The sequence below is a fragment of the Anaerotignum lactatifermentans genome, from assembly GCF_016902535.1.
In the GTDB taxonomy this organism is placed as follows: domain Bacteria; phylum Bacillota; class Clostridia; order Lachnospirales; family Anaerotignaceae; genus Anaerotignum; species Anaerotignum lactatifermentans_A.
Genome location: NZ_JACSNY010000009.1, coordinates 46,075 through 68,065, shown reverse-complemented (window position 1 = coordinate 68,065; position 21,991 = coordinate 46,075). Strand labels below are relative to the sequence as shown.

The following is a 21,991-nucleotide window of genomic DNA, read 5'->3' as shown; positions in this document are numbered from 1 at the left end:
TGTTACCCTCCATAACTTCTGATTGTTGCCGTCTTGACGATTATGTATCTTTACATTACCTTCTGAAACATATGGCGCACCTTGTCCAGGCGGCTGTTTGGACGGCGGGGCTGGATGACCGGCTGACCGACAGCGGCCTGATATCCTTTCAGCTCTGTAAGGCATACGCTCCGCCCGTTGGTGTAAAAGGCCAGATCAGTACGGTATGCCTGTATACAGCGGGCGGGAATCTCGCCAGTAAAGACAACTTCATCCTTTTTTACCTGGGCCGTTTCGATGGTGGCACAGTATTTCGGTGCATCATGATAAGCCCTGGAAAGGTATTCCTGGGGCGCATAGAGGATGAAGGAGAGATAAGGTTCCAGCAGCTGCGTCCCCGATTCCTTCAATGCCTGTTCCAATACAATCGGGGCCAATGAGCGGAAGTCCGCCGGCGTGCTGACCGGACTGTAATAAAGCCCGTATTCAAAGCAAATCTTACAGTCCGTTACGTTCCAGCCGAACAAGCCCTGCTCCAGCCCGTAACGGATACCATCCCTGACAGCGTTTTGAAAACTCTGGTTCAAGTATCCCAGCGAAACCCGGCTCTCGTATTGTACACCGGAGCCAAGCGAGAGTGGTGTAACAGACAGTCCTATGGATGCCCAAAACGGGTTGGGCGGCACCTCGATATGGATGGTGTGGCTGGCTGCTTTGAGCGGCCGCTCCATATAAATGACGGAGGGTTCCTTTACCACTGTTTCAAGCTTGTATTTTTCCGACAGCAAAGCGGAAACAACCTCCAACTGCACCCGGCCCAAAAAAGAAAGAATGATCTCATGGGTGATGGAATCCACTTCGCAACGCAAAAGCGGGTCAGTATCCGCAAGTTGCGTAAGAGCGTCCAGCAGCCGTTCTCTTTGCGCTGCCGTTTTCGGCGCAATCGTCGTCCGCAGCATGGGGAGGGGGTCCTCGCGCCACCTTTTACGAGGGAGCCGGGTTTGGTCCCCTAATACATCGTTTAACCTCACGCTGTCGCTGGGAAGGATAACAATTTCACCCTGATAAGCGGTGTCTGTCCGAACAATTTCCCCTTTGGATGGAATACGCATCTCTGTGATTTTCAGCTTTTCTCTCCCGGCCAGGGCCACCGTATCCCGCAGGCGCAGCGTTCCGCTGTATAACCGTAGATAGACACGCCGCTGGCCGCAATCGGTGTACTCAACCTTGAAAACGCTGCCGCATAGGGCGGCGCCCCCCTGTTCCCCAATCGGTTGGAACAGCCCTGTCACCGCATCCATCAACGGTTGAATGCCAAGGCCATTTTTGGCGCTGCCATGATAGACTGGGAACAGGGAGGCGTCTTGAACCCGCTGCTGTTCCTCCCGCGCAAGTTTTTCCCGGCTGATTGGTTCTCCTGCGATATACTTTTCCAATAATTCATCGTTATTTTCGATGACCGCATCCCATGCTTCTATGTCGGTATTTTCCTCCAGGACTATTTCCGGGGACAGCGACACCGTCTGCTTGATGATAATATCGGCGGAGAGCTTATCCCGAACAGACTGAACCACGCTCTGCAAATCAACGCCAGCCTGGTCGATCTTGTTGATAAAGATAACGGTGGGAATGTTCATTTTCCGCAGGGCATGGAACAGAATACGGGTCTGGGCCTGCACGCCATCTTTAGCGGAGATCACCAAGATGGCCCCATCTAAAACAGCCAAAGAGCGGTACACCTCCGCCAAAAAATCCATGTGGCCGGGCGTATCCACAATGTTAACTTTACATCTGTGCCACTGGAAGGAAGTGACTGCCGCTTGAATGGTAATCCCACGCTGCCGCTCCAAAAACATGGTGTCCGTCCTCGTTGTCCCTTTTTCGACGCTCCCCGGTTCTGAAATGGCTCCGCTGGCATATAGCAGGCTCTCCGTCAAGGTCGTCTTTCCAGCGTCTACATGGGCAAGAATTCCAATATTGATTATTTTCATGTGATTGTCCTCCCTTTACAGCCCCAAAGGGCATAAAAATCCCCAGCAGTAAAATACTTTTACCACTGGGGATTATAAGTTGCGGACATACACATATACAGCATACACCTGTTTGTGATTGCTGTTTTTGGGGATATGTCAAAATTGATAAGGCAAAAGTATTCTTAAATTGGGTACAAAAAACTAAGCCCCTACAAAAGGAGCTATCATAATCCTTTGTTCCCACTATTTGATTATAGTTTTATTTAAGAATACCTTGCCGCATATTTTTTACTCCTTTTCTGGATTAAATCATTGTATCACATCAGTTTTAGGAAAGCAAGTACCTAAAAGAAATTTTTCTTCCCCTTATATGTAACAATCATACCGGCTTCCTAGCGTTCAGAATGTTTTCTGCTGTCTGCTGTGGTGTTTGGTTGGAATTGTCCAACCAAAAGCCGATCCGTGGTGTTGTCTGCATTTTACTAAATACAAATTCAATGTATACAGAAAGATATAAGGAGTGGGAGGGATTCCGCCGTAGTTGGCATTGTAGGAAAATCCAAAAGTTTAGATTTTCCCACAATGCTTATCTTTTGGTCTTTGGTTCGGAATAGTGTAGTGCTGGCGGTCTATCTCTTGTTTTCGGTTGCTTGCTTCCTTACCGTACATGAGCATTGGAGGCGGGGTTGTCCTGGCCGTAACCTTCCAGAAGGTTGATGCCGCCCCACACGCACAGGCCACCGCCCAGGGCGATGACCAGAGTCTGCAAAACGTCGATAGCGTTAGTGAAAAAATCCATAATTCATATTTCCTTTCGTTGTAGAATCGTTATTGAAGGTCTGCGGCTGTCAATTCGTACATCTCGAAAGGCTCATCCGGCTTTACGATGGCCGGTCTGCGTTTCATGTACCGTTCCATATCAAAGAGGTACTTCTTGTCGGCGTCGGCAGTATATTTGTAATCGGGATGCCTGGTCAGGTCGTACTTGTCCGAAAGGAACGGGCGCACGCCCCGCAGCATGAAAATACATTTGCCTCCGTCCATTACTGCCAGTTCGTCTTGTGTCATCAGCTCCTTTCCCAATTTCTGATAGTTAAGGCCGTGGGAGACCTGGCTGCCCCGGTTCTCGGATTGATTGAAACTGTCGATGGTCTCCTTGCCCAGCAGCTCCGAGATTTCTTTCAGGGTGGATTTCTCCTTGCCTCCCAAAAACAAGGTGCTGTCGCAGTTGCCCACAATGGTGTCTGCGGCGTCCTTGTAGATGGTCTTTAACTGACTTTGTGACTGCAAAATAATAGAAGCCGAGATCTCCCGGCTCCGGATGGTGGCGATCAGCTTATCGAAGTTTGGTATCTGCCCGATGTTGGCGAACTCGTCCAGGAGGCACCGCACATGGACCGGCAGGCGGCCGCCGTAGAAGTCGTCCGCCTTGTCGCAAAGGAGGTTAAAAAGCTGGGAGTACATGAGTGCTGCCACAAAATTGAAGGTGCTGTCCGTGTCCGAAAGGATGACGAACAGCGCCGATTTCCGGTCGCCCAGGGTGTCCAGCTCCAGTTCGTCCTCCGCCATAAGGTCCCGCAGCTCCTGAATATCAAAGGGAGAGAGGCGGGCGCCGCAGCTAATCAGGATGGATTTCAGAGTTTTGCCGGCAGCCATCTTAAATTTGCGGTATTGCTTCACGGCGAAATGATCCGGCGGCTCCTTTTCCAACTTGGCAAACAGCAGATCCACCGGGGACTGAAACTCCTCGTCATCCTCTCTGGCCTCTGATGCGTTGATAAGGTCCAGCAGGGTGATGAAGTTGCGCTCCTCCGGCTCCGCCTCATACCAAATGTAGCCGATGAGGGCAGAATAGTATAACCGCTCGGCCTTGACCCAAAAATCTTCGGAACTCTTTTCGCCCTCTCCCTTGGTGTTGAGAATGAGGGCGTTCACCAGTTTCAAAATGTCCTTTTCGCTGCGGATATACGCCAGGGGATTGTATTTCATGGATTTTTTGAAATTGATGAGGTTCAGGCTTTTGATACGATATTGCCTGCGCTCCAGCAGGGCGCCGACCTCCTGTAAGATGGTGCCCTTGGGGTCCGTGACCACATACGAGGAATGGCATTGAAGCAGGTTGGGCTTGACAAAGAACCGCGTCTTGCCGCTGCCGGAACCGCCGATGACCAAAATATTCTTATTTCTGGCGTACTTGGGCTCCTTGGGGCGACTCGACATGGTGATCCGTTCCGTCTGGGTGAGGAGGACGTTCTGGAAGAAGTCCGGGTCTGCGTAGGGGGCGATGTCGGCCGGAGTACCCCATCGGGCGCTCCCGTACTCGATCCCCCGGCGGTATTTCTTCGCGTTTTTGCCCTTGGAGTAGACCGCCAGCCGAATCAGCACCGCGCCGGCGGCGCCCACGCACAGGTCCAGCAGATGGAAACTGGGCGCCAGGCTGGCAAAGGCCGCCGAAAAGCCCTGCCCGATATGGAGCAGCTTCTCCGAGGCGTCAGCCCCAGGAGCCAGCCGCACGCCCTGGCAGAGCTTGTCAAAGAGATACACAAAGATGAGATACGGAAGGTTGAGGATGAGCTGCTTTTTCAGTTTATCGGTCATCACGTCACCTCCCGGTCCTTGGTCTTGACCTTCTCCCGCTGGCGGTGCTGGGTCTTGGCCTGTTCCTGGGCCTGGGCCAGCCGCTCCCGGATGGTGGGGCGCTTCTCCCGGCCCAGGGTCATGGCGGTGAACTCCTTAAAGGCCGGCTGGAGCTGGTCCTTATCCTTCGCCTTGAAGAACACATAGTAATGCGGGGGCTCCGTGGTGGGGTCCTTTTTCAGGGCATAGTCGATGTCATACTTTTTCGCCACCGCCGAAAACGCCTTAATGTTCTGTTCGGTGATCTCAATGTTGGTCAGGGAGGCCCCATGCTGTTTGAGCTGGTGCAGGGTCTGTTTTCCCTGGTGTAAGCTGCGCTGGGATGGCTTCTTCTGCATCTCATCCAGCACCTTCTTCACGGCTTTTTGGAGCAGGTCCGCCGTCATCTTGCCGGTCTCCACCGAGAGGGAGACCACGCCCTGGGTGATTTCTTCCTGCACGCACATCACCTCCGATCTCCGCCGCCGTACATATCGTGGCTCACCAGGGAAGTGTAGTAGCTGTCGATGGTGGCCGGGGCGTTATACAAAGCGGCCAGCAGGTATTTCTTGATATTGCGGACATAGGTGGTGTTCTCCCGCATCCGGTCCAGCACATACTCGATGTGGGAACTGTTCAGCTTCAGGAACCGGGACTTGACCACCTCCGCCGGGTAGTCGTCCCCAGCAATACGGATCATCTCCCGGTTGGAGCACACCGTGTCCACCATGAGCTCCACCAGTTCATCCAAACGGTCCCGGTCAAGCTGGTGGTTCTGGATGAGATAGTCATACTCGATGTTCTCCAAAATCAATTCCCGATAGCTCTCTCGCTCCCACATCCAATCCCGTCCGGCCCTATCCGGGCCCCTGGGGGTTTGGGGGCTTGATAGGATAGGATTTGATCCTTCCGTACTTGATAAATCTTTTTTTGATTTATCTTTACTTGATTCTTTAGTATTTAATTGTGCGGGGTTTTCCTGTTCAGGTTCTGCCAAGACAGGTAAAGCCTGTTCAGGATTATCCAAGACTGGATTTTCCCGTTCAGGTTTTCCCGGTTTAGGTTCCGGCGGTCTGGGCTGCTCCAGGATCGTGTACTCGATGGCGCCGAGCTGACCGTTTGCGTTGCGGACCCGCTGGCGGATCACATAGCCGTGTTCCTCCAGCTCCCGCACCCCGGCGCAGATGCTGTCAACGCCATCTTTGCAGATCCGAGCCAGCCCCTTGGTGGTATAGTCCCATTCCTCCGGCAAGGAGAGCATGAGGGAGAGAAGGTCCTTCGCTTTCAGCGAGAGCGACTTGTCCCGCAGGTGGTGGTTGGACATCACCGTATAATCACGGGTTTTCTCAATGCGGAATACCGCCATATTGGATACCTCCTTCCTTCGGTTTTGAAAAGTGTTCGTTTCGGCGGATTTTCGACCCTGTATCACCACCCCGCCTCCCATGAGGGAAAGAATATGGGAGGTTTCACTTTCGCCGCCCACAGGCAAAAAAACAGGGTATTTCCCACCCGTATTCATACAGTTTCATGCACCCTCGGCAGGGCATAAAAAACGCCACAGGTTTGTGTAACCTATGGCGTTGCTCCGGCAGATGGCCGGTCTGTATTCAGTTGCTCATTACTTACTCCTCGTTGTCCTCCATCCCCAGCCAATCCTCAAAGGATTTTCTGGAAATGCGGATCATGTTTCCAATCCGGATCGTCTGAAACTCGCCGGAGTTTGCGAGCTTATAGGCAGAGGATTTTCCAATGCCGAGGATAGCGGCTATGTCCTCCACGGTATAGGTTCTGTTTTTCGGCGTCTGCTTTCCGCCCGATGCACTCATAATCTGCCTCCCGTTTCTTGTCGGCATTTTGCCCATACCTGCCCGGTTTCCCTGATGGGAAAGGCCCTGTCAGACACCATTCCTGCTAAGAATTTGCTAATTTGACTTTCTGAACGCCCCGTCACGAGGCGGCATCACAGGGATTTTTATGCAGATTGACCAGTAACCAGGCAATACAATTTCGGATAAAACAACAAGGCAAATTATGAAACGGACGATGTACCAAGCGGCACGCCATACTCCTAAAAATCGAATCGTTCGAATCCTGGAGCCCTGTAAAATTGAATATTTTCTGTATAAGCCCCCGTAGCTCAGTTGGATAGAGCGGTCGCCTCCTAAGCGACAGGCCACTGGTTCGAACCCAGCCGGGGGTGCCAAAAATGACCGCTGTAAGCCGTTTTTTGATGGTTTACAGCGGTTTTTTGTTATCATTTCATTGGAGCGTTTTTGCCGCTCCGCCGGAACAATTTTATACATTTTCCGCTGTATGCCTGCTAATTGGCTTCGAACTATTTTTCCGGCCTTGCTAATAAAAAACGCCGATTTGCTAATACGATTTTTCCGCCCTATTTTTCGGATGGGGCCGACGCCAGCAATGCAGCCAGTGTGTTGGCCAGTTCCGGCGACTTGCGAAGCTGTTCTACCAGGGCCTCCAAATCCAATGTGGCGGGTGCCGGTTCCTTCGGTTCCTCCGGGGGCCGAACCGAACGCAGGTCAGGATTGGCATAGAAGGCGCTCTCAAACTTCTGGGCGTTGATCTTGCGGTCCTCGTCCAGAATGTGCGCATACACGCTGGTGATCATGTCGATCTGAGCGTGGCCCGTATCGCCCTGGGTGGCCTTCAGGTCGCCATGGTTGAGCTTCAGCTTATAGGTGGTACTGGAATGACGCAGGGAGTGAAAGACCACTTTGGGAAGCCCTGCTTTCTCCCGCAGCTTCTCAAACGACTTCAGGATGATACGGTCCTCACAGGGGCGGCCATTGGCCAGTGCCACCACCAAATCGTAGTCCTGATACTCGTCGCGGAGCAGCGCCCGCAGCTCGTCTTGCGCGGATTTCCATTCCCGCAGGATGTAAGCCAGGGTCTTGGGCAGCCACACCTTGCGGATGCTGGAATCGGTCTTGGGCTTCTTCAGGATGATCCTGGTGCTGGTGTTGGGAAACAGCGGCGTGAACACATGGTAGATGTCCTTTTGCCCCAGCATCTCAATGGCCCGCTTGGAGGCCCGCGCCAGCTCCTTGTCGATATAGACATAAGCGTTGTCATCAGCGATTTCTTCATCGGAGATGTGAACATTGCTCCAGGTCAGCCCCAGAATCTCACCCATGCGCAGCGAACAGGCAAAGGCCAGGTTCATTGCCACATAGAGCTTGCTATCCGTACACTGGTCCAGGGCGGTGCGGATCATATCGGCTGTCCAGATGTCCCGCTTCTTGTATTCCACTTTGGGCAGCACCACATTGTCAAAGGGATTCTTTGCAACCAGTTCCCACCGAACCGCCTGCTTGAATGCACAGCGGAGAAGTTTGATGATCTTTTCGATGGTAGCGTTGGTGACAAACTCCGTTTTGGCGTGGTGTGTCCTGGTGTTCACTGCAGGGGTTTTCTGCAAGGTCTGGATGTACTTGTCCACCACCCGCGTGGTGATGTCCTGCACCTTCATATCCCCGATGATGGGGTTGATGTAGTTGGCAATCAGCGAGTTCTGGCTGTCATACATGGACACACCCCACCGCTTTTCGCCGTAGAGGGAGACGAAGTCCGACAGGAACTCCGCAATATTCTGATTGGTGGGCGGAAGGAAGGAGTTGGAGCTTTTCTGGCTCTCAATCTCTGCCTTGCGTTTCAATGCCTCCTGGTAGGAAGTGCGGGTTTCCCATTTCTGCTTGGTTTCGCCGTTCTCGTCCACATAGGTATAAACAATAGAATAGTTTTTCTTTCTTTTGATAATGGATGCCATAACGAACCTTCCTTTCTTGTGTCACAGGTCAAGCGGCTCCAGCCACTTGTCAAACGACCGTTTGGGAATTCGTATGGCGTTACCAATTCGTACGCTTTTGAAAAGGCCCTCCTGCACAAGGCGGTATGCCTGTGTCCGACTGACGCCTAATATACGGGCAACCTCATTGACCGTATAGGTGCGGCACTCCAAAGGCCTTTTCTCCGTACCGTTCTGAATCTCTGACACAGCAGCCTCCTTTCCTGTCAGAAACGGCACGCAATGAGGTGTTCATTCATAACTTCCACCCTCATTGTACCGCGCCGTTTCGGGTTTGTCTGCTGCTAATGGAAAGTTTACGAACTATCCGTAAACAGAAAAGCAGAAGATTTATCTGAAAATAAAAGAGGCAAAAAACGGATGGCTGCTGGCCGCAGCTCCACGGGAATCTCACCCCGGCCCATGCTGATGGGTGCGCCGCGCAATGCTTTGAGGGCGTTCAACGCGGGAGTCTCATTATCCTGTCTGTGCATCCTCGCCCACAGGCTGCCACACCTGTTTTACGGCCTGATTTTGTCGCTCACCTGTTTAGTAGGGGTCCCGTCCTGCGGACTTGCAACAGGGTCATGGCGCACCGGCCGACCAGCTCCACACAGACAGATCGTATCCGTCTGCCTTATGCTGCCCGAAGGCTTTCTTTGTCAAGGTGGGGTGGCCCTGGCATCGGCAAAGGAGGAAAGGGTAAGCCGCTTGCTTTCTGCCAGAGCGGAAAGGATCAGGCGCGCATCACAGCCCGGATCAGTCGGATTTCCAGACAGCGTTTCATGTGGGTATCCACGCACACATGAGGGGTTCCGTCCTTGTCATAGAGCGTACGGGTACACAGGCGACTCATATAGTCGTCGTAGTACCGCAGCACTTGCTCCATGGCCTCGCTGTCACCGCTGGAGGCCGCATGGATCACCCAAACGGGCGGCAGGTCCTTTCCCTTGTGGATGGGCTCTGTCATCTTCCTCAGCCTCCTTTCGGCATCAGCGCCGACAATGCTTCGCGCAGCTCCTGCAGCGCCTTCGTCCGGTGCCGCTGAACGGCGCTCCGGGACATCCCAACGAGATTGCCGATCTCTCCATCTGCCAGGTCCAGGGTGCAGTGCAAAATCAAAATGCTCTGCTCCATCTGCGGCAAAGCGGAGAAAGCCTCGGCCACAAGCTCGTTGTCGATATGTAGATCGTAGCCGTGCGACGAGAACACAATGCTGTCGCTGGGGTAACGATCCACGACGCAGAGCTTGTCCAGTTCCGCCTGGGACAAGTCGCTAAAGAAGGCTTCACGCTCTCTTTGGCGTTTCATGTTCCGCAGGTAGGCTCTGGCCTCGTTTCGCAATACCTTCTTGCAAAAAGCATCGAACCGGCATTGCTCGCCATAGTCGCGGGGGTCAGATTCCATCAGTTTCACCCCCTTTCCATGGGGGGATCAGGTGGTTCTCTCCCTTTCCGCTACTACCAATCCTGCGAGAGCGTGTTCTGCCCGCTAAGCGCCTCCTTTTTGAAGAAAATTTGAGAAAATCAACGGCCAGCCATCTTGACCGCAGGAAACGACAAAAATCGCCCGGCAGGTCACAGACCCACCGGGCGCAATAGCAAGTAATATGCAGATTGTTTACATGGTATAGTTCATACTCATGGCCGAACCTCTCCGCCGACTGGAACGGGCTTTTTTTGAGCGGCTAATCCTTGTCAGATCAGGCGGGGATAGTATCCGGCGCAGCATGGCGGCATCCTCCTTTTATGCCGCCGCGGAAGCTGTCAGGGCAAAGAAAAACGGCGGCTCGAATCGAACCGCCGTGAAGAAAGTGCTTTTGCGCGCAGAAAGCCGTCTGCCCCGCGGCGTTTTTTTTCTTTTCTGCCGCCGGGCAGATCATTGAGAATATAAAAACAGAGCCGATAACCTACGAGGTTTTCCCTCGGTGTTATCGGCTCTGCGTCTTAGCGTCTGGCTCTTTGATAACGGACATATTCAGTTGATGAACTTCGATCAGTGTTTCGTGTTTACATTTTGGGCAATATAGAGGGAATTTTTCAAGCACAGTGTCCTCACGGATTTTCAATCTTGTTTTACTTCCGCATATCGGACACAATATCCAATTTTCACTCATAATTTCATCCTCATAAGAACATGGCCCCAAGTTGTGGAGTAATGTAGGCTTCAATAAGTGCAGCCAAAAGCATAAGCGGAAAGACAAGGCAAACATACAATATTACGGTGTATTTTATCAGTTGTTTTCCTCTGTAAACTTTATTTTTTCGAAACCAATATGTACCAATATAAAGGCCAACGGAAATGCAAAGGCAGACCGCCGATAATTCAAATATGCCGTGTGGAAGAACATTAACCAGTAAGCCTTTCCACGCTGGAATTGAATTTTCTACTTGCGAATATACAAGTGAGGCCCCTAAACTTTTAGTCAGTATTACGGTCACAAGGACAGATAGTGGTGCAATAAAGCCAAATAGTAAATAGAATGTTCCTGCTTTGATATTGTTAAGAAATAGAGCTATGAAAGAAATCTTATTGTCTGAGGTTATGAGATTAGCAGTCGTAGCCTTAAAAGATTGTATTTCTTCTATTGCATACGCAGGATTTTGTTCATAATAATAGAAAAAAACGATTGTAAGTAAAACTATTGCTCCGAGTGTCAACAAAAATAATTTTAAGATGTGCTTACCAAAAAATCTTGCTGTTTTACCAAACATACCCATGCCTTCTTTCAGTCTGTAAATTCAAACAACTCTTCCACCGTCGTATGAAAGACTTTCGCAATATCCATTGCCAGTTTGAGAGATGGGTTATATCGCCCATTTTCCAAATGAACGATTGTTTCTCTGCGAACCCCAATCAATGCGGCTAACTCACTTTGTTTCATATTTTCTTTTTCTCTATATTCTTTAATCTTTGTTTTTAACATTGTTATTCCATCCCGTTTTTATCAATCCAGTAAAAGACAATGGCTCGAACTAGCACTAAAATAAAAATACCGCCCGTCAAAAGATAACCAGCTAAATATGGAGAATTGCCATCCAGCAGCAAAAAGGGAAAGATAATAATTCCCATAAAGACAAGTGCAACCTTAAAGCAGATTGCATCTGCGATCTGCATAGTCTTTTTAGCATACTCATCCATGACATCAGAATTTCTTTTCAGCCAACTTACAACAGCCAGAAGAATAATTGCAATCCACACCGGCGCATTGGAGTTCAACCTGTAAACCACCATCAAGTGATAGTATACAGGAATACAAAATGCGACAATGGCTTGAACAAACATAAGTGTCCTTAGACTAATTTTTTTCATAACAGCCTCCGAGTGATATATTTGTAACTTCATGATGTTATAAATATATCACTCCTGATTGTCGGTGTCAATAGGGTATACGCCTTGCCAGAGATTAAAAAGAATACCAATCCCTTAAAAACTACTTGAAGAAAACAAAACAATAAGATTACAAAAACAGGCCATTAGATTGTAGCGACATCGGCAATCTAATAGCCTGTCTTCTTTTACTAAATATGAATAATAAAATGCAGTTTTGATACATATAGCAACATTCCACGGGCAAAGTATGAAATATAAAATGTAAGTGGGTGATGCTATATGGCGAATATTGAAGATTGCCCCGGTTTTGAAACTTTCGGTGCCGACGTAAAAGCCGCACGGAACGCAAAGCATCTGTCGCGCAGGACATTGGCGGAAATCGTCAACATCGACTCCCGGTATCTCGCAAATATCGAGAACGAGGGTACGATTCCCGCTCTGCCGGTTATTATACAGCTTATCAAAGTGTGTGGACTTCCCGTGGAACGATACTTTAATCCAGAGGTCATGCGGGAGGAAAGCGCACAACGGCAGCGTGTCAGCCACAAACTGAAACTTTGCCCGGAGCACTATTTACCAGTCATTGAGGGCGCAATCGACGGGGCGCTGAAAATTGAACAATTAGCGAAAGAAACGGGGGGTGTGTGAAAGCATCCTCTGTTTTCGTTTCTCCAGGGCGGCTCTGCCGCCCTTTTCTTTTTTGAAAAATCCGGGATTTTGTGGGCAGATGAAGATGTTCCCGGCATTGTATTTACGGGGGAAGGAGCGTAGAGCAAGCACAGCAAGTGTAGCCACACTTGCGAATTTTTGCTTTAGGGAACCCCTTTCCCCTAAACACAAAATTGCTTGTTGGGATACTCCCAAACCCTTATGCAGAAAGGAAGGTGTCGCCCTATGGTAAATCGAAAACGCCCCATCATCCTGCGTTGCCCGGTAACAGCGGAAGAGCGCACCCTAATCGAGCGGAAGATGGCCCAGCTCCAGACAAAGCGGATCGGGGCCTACCTGCGGAAGATGGCGATTGACGGGTACATCATCTATGTGGACACCAGGGACATCAAGGAGATGAACAAGCTCCTGTCCGCCATTGGCCGGAACATCAATCAGGTCGCCAAGCGAGTCAATGCCGGAGGCCCCACCTATCAGGCCGACATGGAGGAAATCTGGGAAAGGCTGGATCAGATATGGCAGTTACAAAGACGCATCCTATTAAGTCAACGCTGAAAGCGGCCATTGACTATATCTGCAATCCCGACAAGACGGACGGTAAGCTGCTGGTATCTTCCTTCGGCTGCGTTGCCGAGACCGCAGACATTGAATTTGAATGGACACGCCGCCATTCCATTGACAAGGGCACACACCTAGGCTGCCACCTGATCCAAGCCTTTGAGCCTGGGGAGGTTTCCGCCGAGGAAGCCCATGAGATTGGGATGCAGCTGGCAAAAGAAATATTGGGTGGCAAGTACGAGTTTGTACTTACCACCCATATTGATAAGGGGCATATTCACAACCATCTGATTTTCAATGCGGTCAGCTTTACCGACCACAAGCACTACCATTCCAACAAGCGCAGCTACCATGAGATACGCCGGGCCAGCGATAAGCTGTGTCGAGAACACGGTCTGTCCGTTATCGTCCCCGGCCGGGACAAAGGCAAGAGCTATATTGAGCATCAGGCCGCACAGAACGGCACCAGCTATAAAGCAAAGCTGAAAGCCGCCATCGACCGGCTGATACCCGCATCCTCCAGCCTGGAAGATTTGCTTGCCCGCTTGCAGCGGGAAGGATACGAGATCAAGTGCGGAAAGTATATCTCCGCTAGAGCGCCGGATCAGGAGCGGTTTACCCGGCTCAAAACCCTGGGCGCCGATTACACAGAAAAAGCCGTTGCCAGCCGGATTGCCGGAGGCCCCAGGCCCTCCAGACAGCCCCGGCAGCGCAACGGGAAGGTCAGCCTGCTCATTGACATTCAGAACAATATCAAGGCTCAGCAGAGCGCCGGATACCAGCGGTGGGCGACCATTGAGAATCTGAAACGGGCAGCCGCCACCATGAACTTTCTCACCGAACACGGCATCGGAAGCTATGAGGAATTGGTAGAACGGTGCGACGCCGTTGCTGCCGCTTCCATCCGCACCAGGGAGAGCCTGCGGGATACGGAGCAGCGAATCACCAACCTTGCCCTCCTGGGAAAGCAGATCGACACCTACCGCAAACTAAAACCCGTCTATGACCGCTACAAGGCATCAAAGGACAAGGAAAAATTCCTCCGTGGGTTTGAAAGCGAGATCATCTTGTTCGAGGCGGCAGCCAGGGACATCAAGAAGGCAGGACTTCCCAGACTCCCTTCAGCCGAAAAGCTGAAAGCAGAACTGGATGGACTCTCCGCTCACAAGGCTGCTCTGCAAACGGAACTTCGGAAGATACAGCGGGAAGAAAGGGAGTATGACACCCTCCGCCAGAATGTAGATGTCCTAATGGAAAGAGAAAAGGGACAAAGGGCAAGTATGGAATTAGAACTATTTTAGAGCGGCATAGAAATATACACAGTAATTGAACTGTTGCCAACTTTGAATGGTTACTGAAACTTATTTATGTGCAGGGAATCAACTACTAAGAATTCATACAGTAAATTTATTTGATGACTAGTAAAATGGATATGATCGCAAACATTAATGCGACTACTCCCAAATATATATTTTGCATAATGCGACTTTCTGTTTTTAATTGTTCTACTTCTTTTTTTAGTTCATTAATTGCCCCATGCAACGCATTTTCAGGAATATAGTCAATAATATGTGTTTTACCTTGATATTTTCCTTCATATGGTCCAGCGTATCCTATTAGCTTATTAAATTCTATTGTAGCATAGTGTTTTCCTCGTTTCAGGTGAACAGCGCGATTGGAAGTGTTGAACAGCAAACAAAATAGTGTGCCACGAAATCCCGGATCAATCTGTGGCCCGTTAGAAAGGATTACTCCTTGGCAAAATAATCCTACTGTCAATCCAAATTTAGCAATAATATCTCTAGGCATCCATGCGGTTTCCATGCAAGAAACAACTGCATAGTCGTATGGTTCTATAGTCAAAAATGGTTTTTTGTCCGATAATTTTTGTATTTTACCATCATAGTAATACTCATCGCCTAGGCGCAAGTCATATGACGCACCCTTTACCATTTTGGGATCGGCATTTCTTAGAAGCATTCCGCATTTAATCATGGAGGTGATTATCTTTTGAGATAACGCACCTCCACAATTCTGGTATTTCCACAATAAAGTAATCAAACTAACTGTTGATTCTAGGTCGATATTGTTGACAATGTAGTGAGCTTTATCTTGATACCTGCGGTCTATTTCATTTTGCTCAAAAAACGATTTTTTAGTTTTTTTATCAGGCGTATTACTTGATCGTTCAATTAAACGATCAAGTAATATGTCGTCTTGGGAATCAAGAAAAATACTCATGTATTTTTCTTGATTCTCTGCTAAAAGTTCTGCAGCAGAAACTGGAGTGATTATAAGAAGTGGGATTTTGTTTTGCCTTAGTAACTTGTTATACTCTTCTTTTTTAATGCCATATTTTTTCCCGCGATATGTACTATTCACCAGCAGATTTTGGCCTGCAAGCAGTTGATCAAATTCTTCGTTACTTACATATTCATAGTTTAAGTCATCCTGGCGTCTATCCCTAGTTGTAATAGCTTTTACTTGTTCAAAACAAATACCAACTTCATTACACAGCTTTTGGGCGATTGTACTTTTCCCCGCACAAGAAGTTCCGGTAATGATTACACTCTCAAAAGGCATTGTCTCACCCTTTCTGGAAAATATATATTCGTTCATTTACAAGCGTAGCCCATTGTATGCTTAGGGTTCGCTTATGACTTGGAATATATCTGCCAACCTCAAACACTTTATCCATCCCAAGCTTGGTGTAATCTTCAACAATTCTGTCAATAACATTCTTTCGGAGGTCTTTTGCATCATAATCAGGAAGAACAACACAGAAATAACCACCAGGCTTTAGTACATCAGAGATTTTTTTATTAATTTGACAGATGTCTTGTTCATAACTAGTCAAGCAATCTCGGCGACTTCTTCTGTATCTAGCTCCTGTTTCTCTTCCAACATAATCCGCAAAATTTTCATTAAAAAAATTAAAAGAGAGTCGCTGAGACTTAACATAGTCAATCATTCGAGGATATGGTGGAGATGTAATTACCAAATCTACAGTTTCTGATTCTATAGGAGTATTAACGAGAGAGTTCTCGAAAATACGAGGTTCATGGGAAATTTTAGAATAAAATGCTACAAAACTGCTTGGTAAGCGATGCGCATGGTCAATAACATCATTCATCAAATTTTTCGTGGAAATTGCGTATTGATCAAACACAGGTTTTTCTCTTAATTCGTCTTTTTTGGGCTTTACATTATCTGCTATGTAGGCCCACCCCTTATTTTGACTGGAAAGTGTTACAAGAATGCTGGATAAAATCAATTTCATCACATTTTGAACAACTTTATCTTGCAGATGATCAAATTTGTAAAATAAGAAAGATATTTCATTGAATGTACTTTTTTCAAACCAACCGCTCAATTCTTTTCGTTGCGTTGAAAGGCCTGTTGTATAGTCCTTTGTCTCATCGTACCCTTCGCACAACTGCAACAGTTGCTCCCTTATTATCTCCTTATTAATAGAAGGATCAAATAACATATACAAAGTTTTGCATACATTTGTAGCAACTGGATTAATATCACAAGAATATGGTATCCGCTCTAAAGATAAAGACTGTATAAATGTGGTTCCAATTCCTCCAAACGGGTCTAAAACAACATCCCCTTTTTGAGACAATATTTCAATCATCGCATAAGGTATTTCTGGAATAAAAGTTGCAGGATAAGAATAGTATCTACGACAATTAAAAGGGTGGAGGGCATCGCCTCCATAGTCGATTGTAAAATCAAAATTCCAATTTATACTATTTAATCTCTTCTTAATTTCACTATTGTCCATATCTATCAGCCTCCTCATACAATGGAACGACCTTCGCACCATTTTCAAAATAAGAGGCGAAGTATTCTGTTACAATGTCAATGAGCTTATTTTGATTTTTCCCCAGCGAGAATTTTGCATGCCTTAAGCCATAAGGCTCATTTTTTATAAAGACACCAATTAGTAACTTTTTTGATGCCATATTCCCAATAACAACAGGGGCGTTTACACCTTTAAATGTTACTTTGAGTTGTCTTTCAGTCTTGTTTACATCGAGTATGGGGTGAAGTCCAATGTTTAAACGCGAAAAATCTTTGCTTGTTCTGACTCTAGCCTCCAACTCATCTTCAATAGCTATGCGCTTTGAGTATTCCAGAAAGGCACCGTATTTACTAATATCCTGAGTTTCAAGGATCATCAAACATTGATATAAATCTCCCGTCATAAGTCTTGAAATGATCTGCGATGAATTGTAACGAATATTGACCACTTTATATAACTTGCTTTCGCTAATCTCAAAGGTCATATTCCGATTCTCTATTGTAACTGCACCATTTTCCTCAAACTTATAAGAAAAATTAGGGCTCAATGCTATCTTATTGCTTTGACCAGTTTTCCCTTTTTCTTTAATTGGCACTGATAATATTAGACTTTCAAGATAATCCTCCAATAAAAGCCTTTGACTATCCTCAGGTTCTGTTTCTCTGATTTTATTTACTACTCCAGTATCAATATTTTCGAGGAGTAATGTTTTACGCTTGAGCCAGGTTTCTTTGAGCTGGTTCAATTCCTCCATTAACTGATAATCAGTATAGTTCCATTTTATATCGCGGCCTTCTGCCTTGCCTTGAGATATACACTCAAACAATATATCCATTGCTTCCGTAAGCATGTATTTTCCTGCAAATTCTTGAGGATTTAATAATAAAAACTTATAAACTTTCTCTCTTATAGTATACCACTCTTCAAGATATGTCTTAGCTTCCTGCAAAAAGACTATACAATTATTTTCTATAAACATCGACTCGGCAAGTTTTACCGGGGCTTCTTTCCTAAAGTTAAGCCCCATGTGATAGGCCATCCTAAACACATTATCAATGTTATCGAGATCTATAGAATCACTTATTAATTTGCTTAAAGGATGGTTCCCGGCAATTATTTGTGAAATCGCTTCTTTTTGTTCCGTATTGAGTATGGAAGTTAAAGCTCGAAGTTTTCCAAAGAAAATCGTTTCAAAGGGAGAAATATTTTTATGTGCACCTTTACCTAAAGAAGCTACATCTGTAAACACATCCCCTAATCCCTGTTCTGGAACAAACCCCTTTTTCTCCATAATATATTCGTAAGAATGACCAAATGGGCCGTTTGCTACATCATGTAGTAGAGCCGCAATTATAAATGTCTCTTTTTCTTTTTTACTGATTTTCAAATGCTTCTGTAGATTAGAATTAATATTGAGTGCTGCAAGATATGCGGTTCCTACAGAATGTTCAAAGCGATTTGTATTTGAACTCCCTGTAATACAAAGAGAATTAATATTGCACAGCCTAACTTCACGAAGACGCTGAACTTCAGGAGATAGCATGCACTTATAAACCAAAGGACTGAATTCGATTTTTCCGTAAAGTGCATCCCATATATACATTCCAATTCACTCCCTACCTAATAATTGTCCGCATCTTACTCCTGAGCAAAACGATTGAAGTATGCCCCGAAATTTCCCTGTTGCTGCCCCGATAACAAAAAAATTTCTATCCAATTCAAAATTTTCACTAAATTGCAAATTCCTTAAGATTTTTAATTCAGGAGCTACAACAACTACTACATCTTTTGATATGCCCATCGCGCCTATTATAACATCGTCAATAAACCCTTTGATCATATCGTTAATAGAAGTGGGAAATAGAGTATTAATATCACCATAAACAGCGGAAGTTAATGTAGCATTTATTGTATTATTGCTTATCTTACCATTTATGTAATCTACTAATCTTTGCTTGACTGGAAGTCCACAAAAATCCTCATAATATCGCTTGAAAAAATTGCAGATTTCCTTATCATCATTGCATTTTACTAAAACTGCCAAATTTGTATAGTCAGTTGTTTCGGAAGATTCCATGCTTCCTTCTAAGAACATTGCTCCGCCAGTTTGATAAGAAATTATTTTCCCGTTAGCTGTTACACAATATGTTCGCCCAGAGCCACATTTAAGTTTTAAATCGCCATGTGTTGATAGTATATTACCAAAGGCACTAGCTGGAGCTTCAATCCGAACGCCTATTTCATACTGATTTTTAACTGATCCAATTATTTTTTCTATGAGCCTGTCTTGAATATCAAGCGCTCCTGTTGCTAGTATCAAATTTCGAATCAAGAACACTCTCTCACCATTAGGCGTCTTAACTTTGACACAAAAATATAAGTCACTGGGATCACGATTGACATCTATAACTTCCGAATTATCAAATATGTGCAGCCCTTGATCTTTAAGTTCTTGGATGGTATCTTGAATAAAATTTCTATAGTCCTTCCCATCAAACTCGTAAACATCGTAATATTTATATTTAATATGTCGCTGCTCATAAAATTCTTGCGCATCTTTTTTGATTTTGCTGTCAATTTCCACCTTTTTTAAAACAATTTTGTTGGATAAGAACAAAATAATCTCATTAAGTAATTCTTTTAACTGTTGTTCCGAATCAAAAAATTCCACTAAACCACTTCCAGCAGGGAAATTGCTGATCTTTCCACTACTCAAAGTCGAAGCCCCACCAATTCCAGAAATAACAGTACATATATCGGAATGGCAGCATTCATTTTGCAAAAAAGCAGAACAAATTTTTGCGCTGGGATAACTCCCGCGCTCAAAGCATATTGTATTCTTAATATTATTAATGGATGTTCTGCACAAACTCATTGCCATTCCAATTCCAGCCGGTCCCATTCCAATGATCCCAAACTCAAAAATATCAGGCATAAATAATAAACTCCTTTGTGATTGAATGATTATTATTCTTAATTTCCAAACACTCAGTGAATTCGTCCATATTCCCATTTACTTCATACCGAATTACAACATACACTTCATCTGTTGTAGGGGCGGAAAATATTAGATTAAAATGTTCTGATTCTAAAAAGGTACTATACCCGCCGACAAATACTTCAATATTTTTATTAATTATATTTCCATCCTTATCGAGCACTTTTACTTCACCATTCAATGTGTAGGTTATGGGAAGCTCTTCCTCAATAATGTAATATGAAAGCACTGGTACCTTATTAAAGCAACTAGGAAATAGAATTATCAAACAGCATATAACGCTAAATGCCAGAAAAAAATAAGAAAATATAGTAGGCAATTTATGTAATAAATTGCGTGTACTCCTTACCAAAATTAGCCATAAATATTTTAGATGCACCATAATAATCTCCATTCGTACCAGCGAAGTTATTTTTGAGATTTATAAAGTGTTATCCATTCATTGACCTCTGCTTCTATAAAACGAACTCCATTACCAATTTTGTAATAAGGCATGCCCTCTTTTCGCCAGCGATCAATAGTTGCCCTGCTGATTTTCAGACTTTTGGCCAATTCGTTAAGAGTAATATATTCTCTGTTCATTCAAACCACCTCTGTATACTGTTCCTCATATTTCCTCATTTTTAATCATAGAGTATCATAATTGAGAGAAAAACGTCAAGTATTCTTGTGCTACCGTGCCTAAAATTGGGTTCCCACTTAAGGTCACTACAGAAGAAAACAACTTATATTTAACAGGATCAACTGATAAATTGACATGCACATCTTAGTTTGAATTTAAAGTAAATACTTCACAAACTGCCTTTCAAAAGTTTATATCCCAAAAAAGAAAGCGCCACCGTCGGACAACTTTGATCCGATGGTGGCGCTCCCATTTTGCTTGATAAAAGATGAAAATCCGGCGTTTTCCCTATGCAGAAACGCTCTGCCACTCCACATGGGAAATCATACTGCCCCTACACGGAAAAGCCGCTACATGCGGTTTCTTTGCCCATTTTGAACTCTAATTCCCACACTTTTTGGAACGGCGGGAAAGATAGTGCGGACAGGACACCACCACCGCCCGGAAACTCTGCTTGCAGGGATGAACGCAGCCCTTACAGAGTTTGTTATACTGGCGCCTGCCGTTCTCGCCCAGGAAGAACGCCCATTCCAGACGCCATTTCTTGCTCCGGCTCATAAGTCGCCCAGCTCCGGGGGCCTCTTCTGCGGGGTGGGCTTGTCCGGGCCTTTTCGCGACCCACACTCCCGCTTTGCGTCCTCCAGCCGCTCCCGGATGGAAGGCTTTTTCTCCGGCGTGGTCCTGCGCGCCTCGGCCTGGGCTTTCTCCAATTCCTCCCCACGGCGGCCGTTGTTGATGATCCCGTCGATCATGCCGTAATCATCCTCCAGGGTCATTTCCGCCGTGCGCAGCGGGTTTTCCGGCTCCACGGGAACGGACACGATCTGCCCGTTGATGCTGGCGAACAGCTCCGGCCGCTTGAATTGCTCAGTGTACTTCTGGATCATGTCCGGGGGCAGGGACGCGAAACTCTCCGGCCCCAGGCCCACCACCAGGAAGGTGCCCGCCACAATGTCGTAAATCTCGCCATGCTCGTCCCGGAGGGAACGGTTCAGGTCCAGACCGATGAGCTTGCCTTCATCATTCAGCACCAGCCCCACCGGATCGTCAAAGGGATAGGAGGCGGCAATGTCGCCGCCCACCTCCGCTTGCAGCGCATGGAGGCCGGGGGCGATCTCCTTCACATAGGGCTCCTTCATGGGCTCCACCACCAGGACGGTCAGCTTCTCCGGCGCGGTATGTTCGGGGGCAGCTCCGCTGGGGATGGCGAAGGCGCGGCTTCCGTTGGCCATGATGAGATACTTCCCGTCCTCGGACTCGTGGTGGAAACCGTATCCGGCCGCCTCCATCTGTTTCCGGCTCATATCCGTCACATGGAAGGTGCCCCTGGGGGTCCGCACCGTTTCGCCGGTCTCCCGGTCATCCGGGGTGGGCGCCGCTTGCTGGCCGTACAACTCCGCCTCATATTCCCGGTTTGCCTGTTCCGCAAAGGCCAACATCTCGTCCACATGGGACTGATCCGGGTTTTCGATCGCCTCCCGGATTGCCTGGGGGGCCACATCCAGACATTCCTCATAGCCGGTGGCGTCCTTGAACTTCTCGATCTCCGAAGGCAGATAGTCCTCCTGGGTCTGTCCCAGGGCGGCCAGCTTCTCGTCCAAGGCGGAGATACGCCCGGCCATCA

At 47.0% G+C, this 21,991-nt stretch carries 23 protein-coding genes, 1 tRNA gene and 2 pseudogenes; 4 read left to right on the top strand and 22 right to left on the bottom strand.

What is annotated here, in order from left to right:
• Positions 1–50: 50 nt before the first annotated feature.
• The 6 genes and pseudogenes from tet(W) to H9X84_RS08475 form a co-directional block, all read right to left on the bottom strand.
• Positions 51–1,970 (bottom strand): tetracycline resistance ribosomal protection protein Tet(W), encoded by a 1,920-nt coding sequence (tet(W), locus tag H9X84_RS08500; RefSeq protein ID WP_002586627.1) that lies wholly within the window; start codon positions 1,968–1,970, stop codon positions 51–53.
• Positions 1,971–2,622: 652 nt separating this feature from the next.
• A pseudogene (locus H9X84_RS08495) lies at positions 2,623–2,751 on the bottom strand (Maff2 family mobile element protein); the annotation flags it as partial.
• 29 nt (positions 2,752–2,780) lie between these two features.
• Positions 2,781–4,550, bottom strand: coding sequence for a VirD4-like conjugal transfer protein, CD1115 family (locus H9X84_RS08490; RefSeq protein ID WP_205133845.1), 1,770 nt, complete (start codon positions 4,548–4,550; stop codon positions 2,781–2,783).
• A complete protein-coding gene (locus H9X84_RS08485) occupies positions 4,550–5,029 on the bottom strand; it encodes a PcfB family protein (RefSeq protein WP_205133844.1) in 480 nt (159 codons plus the stop codon). Before H9X84_RS08485 ends, H9X84_RS08490 begins: the two co-directional genes overlap by 1 nt.
• A 5-nt stretch (positions 5,030–5,034) precedes the next feature.
• Positions 5,035–5,934, bottom strand: coding sequence for a DUF6017 domain-containing protein (locus tag H9X84_RS08480; RefSeq protein ID WP_205133843.1), 900 nt, complete (start codon positions 5,932–5,934; stop codon positions 5,035–5,037).
• Between the two features lie 259 nt (positions 5,935–6,193).
• Positions 6,194–6,397, bottom strand: coding sequence for a helix-turn-helix domain-containing protein (locus H9X84_RS08475; RefSeq protein WP_205133842.1), 204 nt, complete (start codon positions 6,395–6,397; stop codon positions 6,194–6,196).
• A gap of 300 nt (positions 6,398–6,697) precedes the next feature.
• On the opposite strand from H9X84_RS08475, the gene H9X84_RS08470 reads away from it, so the two are divergent.
• Positions 6,698–6,774 (top strand) — tRNA-Arg (locus H9X84_RS08470).
• A 189-nt stretch (positions 6,775–6,963) separates the two neighbouring features.
• On the opposite strand, the gene H9X84_RS08465 is transcribed toward H9X84_RS08470, so the two are convergent.
• The 8 genes from H9X84_RS08465 to H9X84_RS08430 all read right to left on the bottom strand — a co-directional run bounded on the left by H9X84_RS08465 (position 6,964) and on the right by H9X84_RS08430 (position 11,688).
• Positions 6,964–8,358 carry a site-specific integrase gene (locus tag H9X84_RS08465; RefSeq protein ID WP_193499870.1) on the bottom strand — a complete coding sequence of 465 codons (1,395 nt, stop codon included), beginning with the start codon at positions 8,356–8,358 and terminating at the stop codon, positions 6,964–6,966.
• 21 nt (positions 8,359–8,379) lie between these two features.
• On the bottom strand, positions 8,380–8,586 hold the full coding sequence (locus tag H9X84_RS08460; protein ID WP_080906690.1) for a helix-turn-helix domain-containing protein: 207 nt from the start codon (positions 8,584–8,586) through the stop codon (positions 8,380–8,382).
• A 526-nt stretch (positions 8,587–9,112) separates the two neighbouring features.
• Complete coding sequence (locus H9X84_RS08455; protein ID WP_119345203.1) at positions 9,113–9,346, bottom strand: helix-turn-helix domain-containing protein; 234 nt, start codon at positions 9,344–9,346, stop codon at positions 9,113–9,115.
• A gap of 5 nt (positions 9,347–9,351) precedes the next feature.
• Complete coding sequence (locus H9X84_RS08450; RefSeq protein ID WP_205133841.1) at positions 9,352–9,783, bottom strand: sigma-70 family RNA polymerase sigma factor; 432 nt, start codon at positions 9,781–9,783, stop codon at positions 9,352–9,354.
• 523 nt (positions 9,784–10,306) lie between these two features.
• A complete protein-coding gene (locus H9X84_RS08445) occupies positions 10,307–10,492 on the bottom strand; it encodes a cysteine-rich KTR domain-containing protein (RefSeq protein WP_207750550.1) in 186 nt (61 codons plus the stop codon).
• A 10-nt stretch (positions 10,493–10,502) separates the two neighbouring features.
• Positions 10,503–11,090, bottom strand: coding sequence for a stage II sporulation protein M (locus H9X84_RS08440; RefSeq protein WP_205133840.1), 588 nt, complete (start codon positions 11,088–11,090; stop codon positions 10,503–10,505).
• A gap of 14 nt (positions 11,091–11,104) precedes the next feature.
• Positions 11,105–11,302 (bottom strand): helix-turn-helix transcriptional regulator, encoded by a 198-nt coding sequence (locus H9X84_RS08435; RefSeq protein WP_205133839.1) that lies wholly within the window; start codon positions 11,300–11,302, stop codon positions 11,105–11,107.
• A gap of 2 nt (positions 11,303–11,304) precedes the next feature.
• Entirely contained in the window at positions 11,305–11,688 is a 384-nt protein-coding gene (locus H9X84_RS08430; protein ID WP_205133838.1) for a hypothetical protein, read from the bottom strand.
• Positions 11,689–11,988: 300 nt separating this feature from the next.
• Here H9X84_RS08430 and H9X84_RS08425 point away from each other — a divergent pair, with 300 nt between their 5' ends.
• From H9X84_RS08425 to H9X84_RS08415, 3 genes are all read left to right on the top strand, one after another.
• Positions 11,989–12,357, top strand: a complete 369-nt coding sequence (locus H9X84_RS08425; RefSeq protein ID WP_205133837.1) for a helix-turn-helix transcriptional regulator — start codon at positions 11,989–11,991, stop codon at positions 12,355–12,357.
• Between the two features lie 246 nt (positions 12,358–12,603).
• Positions 12,604–12,933 (top strand): plasmid mobilization protein, encoded by a 330-nt coding sequence (locus H9X84_RS08420; protein WP_205133836.1) that lies wholly within the window; start codon positions 12,604–12,606, stop codon positions 12,931–12,933.
• A complete protein-coding gene (locus tag H9X84_RS08415) occupies positions 12,894–14,237 on the top strand; it encodes a relaxase/mobilization nuclease domain-containing protein (RefSeq protein WP_205133835.1) in 1,344 nt (447 codons plus the stop codon). Before H9X84_RS08420 ends, H9X84_RS08415 begins: the two co-directional genes overlap by 40 nt.
• A gap of 106 nt (positions 14,238–14,343) precedes the next feature.
• Here the strand turns inward: H9X84_RS08415 and H9X84_RS08410 are convergent, their stop codons facing one another.
• From H9X84_RS08410 to H9X84_RS13460, 8 genes and pseudogenes are all read right to left on the bottom strand, one after another.
• Complete coding sequence (locus H9X84_RS08410; protein ID WP_205133834.1) at positions 14,344–15,519, bottom strand: dCTP deaminase domain-containing protein; 1,176 nt, start codon at positions 15,517–15,519, stop codon at positions 14,344–14,346.
• Positions 15,520–15,523: 4 nt separating this feature from the next.
• Complete coding sequence (locus H9X84_RS08405) at positions 15,524–16,726, bottom strand: DNA methyltransferase (RefSeq protein ID WP_205133833.1); 1,203 nt, start codon at positions 16,724–16,726, stop codon at positions 15,524–15,526.
• Positions 16,716–18,350 carry an HD domain-containing protein gene (locus H9X84_RS08400; protein ID WP_205133832.1) on the bottom strand — a complete coding sequence of 545 codons (1,635 nt, stop codon included), beginning with the start codon at positions 18,348–18,350 and terminating at the stop codon, positions 16,716–16,718. The genes H9X84_RS08405 and H9X84_RS08400 overlap by 11 nt, the downstream gene beginning before the upstream one ends.
• Positions 18,351–18,356: 6 nt before the next feature.
• A complete protein-coding gene (locus tag H9X84_RS08395; protein ID WP_205133831.1) occupies positions 18,357–19,682 on the bottom strand; it encodes a hypothetical protein in 1,326 nt (441 codons plus the stop codon).
• A 471-nt stretch (positions 19,683–20,153) separates the two neighbouring features.
• A complete protein-coding gene (locus tag H9X84_RS08390) occupies positions 20,154–20,327 on the bottom strand; it encodes a helix-turn-helix transcriptional regulator (protein ID WP_205133830.1) in 174 nt (57 codons plus the stop codon).
• 421 nt (positions 20,328–20,748) lie between these two features.
• Complete coding sequence (locus H9X84_RS08385) at positions 20,749–20,925, bottom strand: hypothetical protein (protein ID WP_205133829.1); 177 nt, start codon at positions 20,923–20,925, stop codon at positions 20,749–20,751.
• Positions 20,922–21,515, bottom strand: a complete 594-nt coding sequence (locus tag H9X84_RS13465) for a DUF3846 domain-containing protein (protein ID WP_420314291.1) — start codon at positions 21,513–21,515, stop codon at positions 20,922–20,924. Before H9X84_RS13465 ends, H9X84_RS08385 begins: the two co-directional genes overlap by 4 nt.
• 39 nt (positions 21,516–21,554) lie before the next feature.
• Positions 21,555–21,743, bottom strand: a pseudogene (locus H9X84_RS13460) (hypothetical protein); the annotation flags it as partial.
• Between the last annotated feature and the right edge of the window lie 248 nt (positions 21,744–21,991).